The organism is Mesorhizobium sp. M7D.F.Ca.US.004.01.2.1, assembly GCF_003997785.1.
In the GTDB taxonomy this organism is placed as follows: domain Bacteria; phylum Pseudomonadota; class Alphaproteobacteria; order Rhizobiales; family Rhizobiaceae; genus Mesorhizobium; species Mesorhizobium loti.
This window is the reverse complement of sequence record NZ_RZRQ01000344.1, coordinates 1-5,964: the sequence shown is the minus strand read 5'-3', so window position 1 is coordinate 5,964 and position 5,964 is coordinate 1. Positions and strand designations below refer to the sequence as shown.

Annotated in this window: 6 protein-coding genes; 1 reads left to right on the top strand and 5 read right to left on the bottom strand. The window is 63.6% G+C overall.

The annotated features are described in order from the left end of the window. A partial coding sequence (locus tag EN993_RS29625) for a cytochrome c peroxidase (protein ID WP_281040584.1) occupies positions 1-431 on the bottom strand: 431 nt, incomplete at its 3' end. A gap of 7 nt (positions 432-438) precedes the next feature. Further along, positions 439-888: a FixH family protein gene (locus EN993_RS29620; RefSeq protein ID WP_109668706.1), complete on the bottom strand. Its 450-nt coding sequence runs from the start codon at positions 886-888 to the stop codon at positions 439-441. 151 nt (positions 889-1,039) lie between these two features. Here EN993_RS29620 and EN993_RS29615 point away from each other — a divergent pair, with 151 nt between their 5' ends. Continuing rightward, entirely contained in the window at positions 1,040-1,960 is a 921-nt protein-coding gene (locus EN993_RS29615; protein WP_127265565.1) for a sugar kinase, read from the top strand. A 12-nt stretch (positions 1,961-1,972) separates the two neighbouring features. Here the strand turns inward: EN993_RS29615 and EN993_RS29610 are convergent, their stop codons facing one another. The 3 genes from EN993_RS29610 to EN993_RS29600 all read right to left on the bottom strand — a co-directional run bounded on the left by EN993_RS29610 (position 1,973) and on the right by EN993_RS29600 (position 5,718). After that, entirely contained in the window at positions 1,973-2,995 is a 1,023-nt protein-coding gene (locus tag EN993_RS29610; protein ID WP_127265564.1) for an aldose epimerase family protein, read from the bottom strand. Positions 2,996-3,086: 91 nt separating this feature from the next. After that, entirely contained in the window at positions 3,087-4,544 is a 1,458-nt protein-coding gene (locus EN993_RS29605; protein ID WP_127265563.1) for an NAD-dependent succinate-semialdehyde dehydrogenase, read from the bottom strand. Positions 4,545-4,770: 226 nt separating this feature from the next. Next, a complete protein-coding gene (locus EN993_RS29600) occupies positions 4,771-5,718 on the bottom strand; it encodes an AEC family transporter (RefSeq protein WP_127265562.1) in 948 nt (315 codons plus the stop codon). Between the last annotated feature and the right edge of the window lie 246 nt (positions 5,719-5,964).

The window sequence follows — 5,964 nt, the reverse complement described above, 5'->3', positions numbered from 1 at the left end:
CGGTTTCCTGCCTGCTCCAGCGGATTTTCAAGCGGCGTCAGTGCTTGCGCCCACAGGCTGTCGCGGCGGCCATCCCAGAAGAACCAGGGATCGCGCGCCACGCCGGCCAGCGGCATGGTGCGCCGGTTGGTGTGGCCGACGCCGACCGCTTGCGGCAGGTCGTCCTGGAACTGGCGGTCGATCTTGTGGCAGGTTGAGCAGGACACCGTGCCGTCGCGACTCATACCCAGGTCGAAGAACAGCGTCGATCCGAGTGCGGCGGCCGCCGGCAGGTCGGCAAAACGGTTGGTGGTGTCGGGCTTCAGGGGCGGCAACCTCGACAGCGCCAGCGAGGCGATGGTTTTCTTCTCGGCGTCGGAAAAGTCAGGCTTGCCGCAGCCGGCAAGGATAACGGCCACCATCAGCGCCAGAAAGCAGAAAAGGCGCTTCATCGATCGCTCACAGCACCACGTTGAACAGTACTGTGTCGGAGCCGGCGCCGGACGAGATGGCGAAACGAAGTTGCCACCAGCCGCTCATCGTGAATTTCAGCCCCTCGATGCGGTAACGGCCTTCGCCCAGGTAATCGGTGACCTGCGGGCTGGTCGGCAGGCCGTGATTGTGTTGCGGCATACCGCCGGAGATGGCGATCGCGGCGCGCTCCACCGAAGCCCCAGTCTTTGTTTTCAGGGTCAGCAGCCAGGATTCCAGTTCGCCCTGCCGCACCACGCCCCGTTCCGGCACGAAGCTGGCCATGTACAGCCCATTTTCGGATTTCTTCGTACGCGAGACATCCGGGCCGGCAGGCTGCGCGGACCGCGGCGCCGTCAGATAGACGACCGCGAGAATGCCGACCAGCAAGGCAGCCAGACCAAGACCTGCCAGAAGATAACGCCATATCGATACCAAACCGGTTCCTCTTCTGCAGACAACGCTCTGCCGAACGGATCGCATCCCGCCAGCCTGTGGGAAAACGCTGTGGCGGAAAAAACCCTGCTTGCCAAGCATGGCGCTGCCGATGGCAAAAAGCTACAGCACCAAGATCACTGGAGGACTGTAGATGGCGGGAACCGGCGTCGCCTCGATCGGCGAATGCATGCTCGAACTGTCGGGCCAGACGGGACCGAACTGGCGCATGGGCTTTGCCGGCGACACGTTCAACACGCTGTGGGCGCTGCATGCGTTGAGCACTGAGCGGCCGGCAACCTATGTCTCGGCCTTCGGCGACGATCCCTTCTCGCAAGGCCAGATCGGTTTCCTGGCTGAAAACGGCATCGGCATCGGCTCCAGCCCGGTCATAGCGGGCGCGCGGCCCGGCCTCTATGCCATCACACTGACCGGCGCCGAGCGTTCCTTCACCTATTGGCGTTCCGACGCCGCCGCGCGGCAGCTTGCCTCGGACCCGGCTGCGTTGGCGAAAAATCTTGAAAATCAGGCGCTTGTCTATTTTTCCGGGATCACTTTGGCAATTCTGGACGATGCCGCACGCGCCACATTGCTGGCTGCTGTCGCCAAGGCGCGCTCGGTCGGTTCACTTGTCGCCTTCGACCCCAACTACCGGCCGCGGCTCTGGCGCAATCGCGAGGATGCGCAGGCAGCGATCGTCGAAGCCCTTGCTGTCACCGACATCGCGTTGCCGACCTTCCCCGACGAGCAGATGCTGTTTGGCGACGCAACACCGCAAGCGACCGCAGAGCGACTCGGGCAACTGGTTGGCGAGGTCGTCGTCAAGAATGGCGAAGCGCCGGCGCTGGTTGCCCAACGAGGAACATTACGCGAAGTCCCTGCGATCCATGTCGCCGCTCCCGCCGATACGACAGGCGCCGGTGATTCCTTCAATGGCGGCTACCTTGCGGCTCGTCTTGCCGGCCATGACCCGCTGGAAGCCGCGCGCCGTGCCCATCGCGTCGCCGCTGCCGTGGTGCAGGTACGCGGCGCGCTGGCGCCGTTCGAGACGCTGCGAACCGCTTTCGAAGGCTAAAGGCTGAAAAAACTAGGGTAGCCGAAATCTGTATTCCGTGACGTGGTGGTAGATCGCGCCCGGCCACAGCGTTGCCTGCGGGAAATAGGGCCGGTTCGGCGCATCCGGCCACACCTGCGGCTCGAGGCAGAAACCGCAAAAGGCCTTGTAGTTCCGCCCTTCCAGCCCGGTGCGCGGCGTCACATACTGGCCGGTATAGAGCTGGACGCCGGGCTCGGTGGTCCAGACCTCCATCTCGACACCGGAACTGGTGCCTTGCGTCCATGCCGCCTGCTTGAGCGGCCCGCGTGTCGACGCAAGGCAGAAATTCTGGTCGTAAGGCAGCTGTTCGCCCTCGGTCTCCATGCGCAGCGGCCGCGCCTGGCGGAAATCGAACGGCGTGCCGTCAACCGGCTTGACCACCCCGGTCGGGATCATGTCGCCATCGACCGGCAGGTAGGCGCCGGCGTTCAGCATCATCCTGTGGTCGAGAATGTCGCCGGCACCGCCATCATCCAGGTTGAAATAGGAATGCTGGGTGAGATTGCACAGCGTCGGCTCCTCACAGGTGGCGGTCAGCTCGACGCTGAGCGTGCCGGGGATCTTCAGCCGGTAGGTACAGGTGACGTCGAGCGCGCCGGGAAAACCCATCGTGCCGTCGGGATCGTGCAGGGTCAGCGTGACGAAATCCCTGCCATGCAAGGAAACCGTCCACGGCCGGTGGGAGTAACCTTGCGAGCCGCCATGCAGCGTATGCTTATCGAGGAAGTTTTGCTCGGTCTGGTAGCGGTTGCCGCCAATAGTAAAGCGGCCGTCGCGGATGCGGTTGGCATAGCGACCGACGACCGCTCCGAAGAAGCCCGTATCCGTCTCGTAGGCTTGCAGACTGTCGTAGCCGAGCACGAGCGGCGCATCATGCCCGGTCAGGCGCAGGTCCTGGATGATTGCGCCCAGACCGATGACGTTGGCGGTGATGCCGCCACCCCTGATCGTGAAGCGACGCACCGGCTCGCCTGCCTGTGTCGTGCCGAAAACCTCGCCGTCCTTCATCGCCATGCCCGTAAATGCCAGTTGATCCTGAGGACTTCGGCTGGTTTTCCTTCCGAGATGGGCAAGCCATTGGCCTCCCCATCTCAGGGATAGCCTATCAGAGGCCGAGGCCACCGATGCAGACATATTTGGTGTCGAGATAATCCTCGATGCCCTGATGTCCGCCTTCCTTGCCGAGACCCGATTCCTTGACGCCGCCGAACGGCGCCTCCGGCGTGGTGATGAGGCCCTCATTGACACCGACCATGCCGTATTTCAGCCCTTCCATGACGCGGAAGGCGCGGCCGAGATCGCCGGTGTAGAAATAGCAGGCGAGGCCGAATTCAGTGTCGTTGGCGAGCGCGATGGCTTCCTCTTCGGTCTCGAATTTGAACACCGGTGCGACCGGGCCAAAGATCTCTTCCTTCATGAAGCGCATCTTGGGTGTCGCGTTGGCGATGACCGTCGGCTGGAAGAACGAACCGCCGAGCGCATGACGCTTGCCGCCGGCGACGATCTTGCCGCCCTTGGATGTAGCGTCGGCGATCAGTTCCTCGACCTTCTCGACCGCCTTCTCGTCGATCAGCGGTCCCTGCTGCACGCCCTCCTCGAGGCCGGAGCCGACCTTCAGCCCGTTGCTGGCGGCAGCGAGCTTCTCGACGAACTTGTCATAGACACCAGCCTGGACAAGGAAGCGGTTGGTGCAGACGCAGGTCTGGCCGGAATTGCGGTACTTGGCGGTGATCGCACCGGCGACCGCACGCTCGAGATCGGCGTCGTCGAAGACGATGAACGGCGCGTTGCCGCCGAGCTCCATCGACACCTTCTTGACGGTGACCGACGACTTCTGGATGAGAAGCTTGCCGACCTCGGTCGATCCGGTGAAGGTGATCTTCGATACCAGCGGATTGGCGCAGATCTCGTCGCCGATCTCGCTGGCCGAACCGGTCAGGATGTTGACGACGCCCTTGGGGAAGCCGACTTCCTCGGCGAGCGCGCCCCAGGCCAGACCCGAATATGGCGTCTGCGACGCAGGCTTGACGACCGCTGTGCAGCCGGCGGCGAGCGCCGGGCCGAGCTTGCGGGCCAGCATCGAGGATGGGAAATTCCACGGCGTGATGGCGGCAATGACGCCGACCGGCTCCTTGGTCACCAGGATGCGGCGGTCTGCCCATGGCGACGGCACGACGTCGCCATAGGTGCGGCGGCCTTCCTCGGCGAACCACAGGATGTAGGCCGCGGCAGAGCCGATCTCGCCCTTCGATTCGAACAGCGACTTGCCTTGCTCGATGGTTAGCAGTTCGGCCAGCACGTCCTGATTGTCCATCATCGCGTCGTGCAGCTTGCGCAGCAGCTTCGAGCGCTCGAGCGCGGTGGTCTTGCGCCACGACTTGAAGGCGGCGGCGGCAGCTTCGATGGCGCGGCGGGTCTCGGCCTTGCCCGACTTCGGCACGGTGCCGATCTTGAGACCGGTGGCCGGGTTGTTGACGTCGACCGTCTGGCCGCTGTCGGCCTGCACCCATTCGCCATTGATGAGATTGGCCTGCCGCATGAAATGGCTGGTTTTCTGAAGCATGGTCTATCCTCCGTTCGGCGCGCTGACGGGCCGGTCTGTGAAGTCTTCGGTGAGCGTGCGCCATGGACTGAAGCCGGCACGCCGGAGCCTCTGCTCTTTACCTAGGGCAAGGCCCGCAAGCAATCGCAAGATGGCATATAGGGGTTGGACCAGCCCGAGGCGAGAGCAGGCCGAACTATGACGCGCCGATCGCGGGCCGGAATCATCTGAATATCGACATGCCCCATCAGAAAACGTGAAGCACCACCGCCAGCCAAAAGGCGGTGGTGACGGCGGCGCAGGCCGTGGCGATGGTCATCTGGTTCGACGCCAGCGCCTGGCCGGTGTTGAACTGCACGGCGATGAGATAGGAATTGATGCCGGACGGCAGCGCCGCCACCACCACCGCGACCTTGGCCGTCAAGGGCGGCAGGCCGAGCAGCCAGACAAAGGCGAGAACCAGCGCCGGCATCAGGAACAGCTTCAGCACCGAAAGCGCCAACGCCGGCCGGACATTGCCGGAGATACCGAAGCGGCGCAGGCTGAGGCCCATGGCAAACAGCGCCACCGGGCCGGCCGTATCGGCCAGCGCATCGACCAGCCGCTTGACAAGATCGGGCAGCGGTACGCCGCTGAGGCGCCATGCCAGCCCCGCCAGAATGCCGATGATCAGCGGATTGATGAACAGCCGCCTCAGGAAGCTGCGGATCATGCGCAAGGGGTGCATGGGCTCGCCGCCGCTGCGGCCGAACATCTCGAACAGGACGATCGAGGCCATCATCATGATCGGCAGATGCACGGAGACCAGCAGTGACAGCACTTCGAAGCCGCTCGGGCCGAATATGCCAAGGATGAAGGGAGCGCCGAGCAGCACGACATTGGAATAGGCCGAAGATACGCCACCGACGACACCGGCGCGTGCATCCCGCCCGAATATCCGCGTGGTGACGAGATGGCCGGCGGCCCAGGTGATGGTTGCGGCCGCGAAATAGGCGCCCCACAGCGGCCAAGGTGCCACGCCGTGGAAATCGGCATTCACCATGGTCTGGAACAGCAGCAGCGGCATCGCCACCGAGACCGCGAAGTCGGATATCCCCTCGCCGCTCTCCGGCTTCAAATAGCCGGTGAACCCGGCGAGATAGCCGAGCGCGACAAGGCTGAAGACGAAAAGGACCGTTTCGGTGAGCGGAGACATTTTTACCGTGACAGGCGAGTTTCCCGTGATAGGCGAGCCACGGCCGCGGCGCAATCGCGCCCGAATTTGATCATGCCCGAATTTGATCATGGTAGGCTGGCAGCATTATAGAGGGCTTGGATCATCAGGGCGGACATCAACGACAAATGGCCTTTGTCGAAACCACGAAGCGTAATCTTTTGCGGCAGGCGTGGCTGACGGCTTTCGTCGCCGCACTGCTTTGCCTTGCCGCGACCGCGCTTGCAG

What these genes read in the sequence shown, in the direction of transcription:
- EN993_RS29615 (WP_127265565.1), top strand. Translation starts at nt 1,040, where the DNA reads ATGGCGGGAACCGGCGTCGCCTCGATCGGCGAATGCATGCTCGAACTG.
- EN993_RS29610 (WP_127265564.1), bottom strand. Translation starts at nt 2,995, where the DNA reads ATGGCGATGAAGGACGGCGAGGTTTTCGGCACGACACAGGCAGGCGAG.
- EN993_RS29605 (WP_127265563.1), bottom strand. Translation starts at nt 4,544, where the DNA reads ATGCTTCAGAAAACCAGCCATTTCATGCGGCAGGCCAATCTCATCAAT.
- EN993_RS29600 (WP_127265562.1), bottom strand. Translation starts at nt 5,718, where the DNA reads ATGTCTCCGCTCACCGAAACGGTCCTTTTCGTCTTCAGCCTTGTCGCG.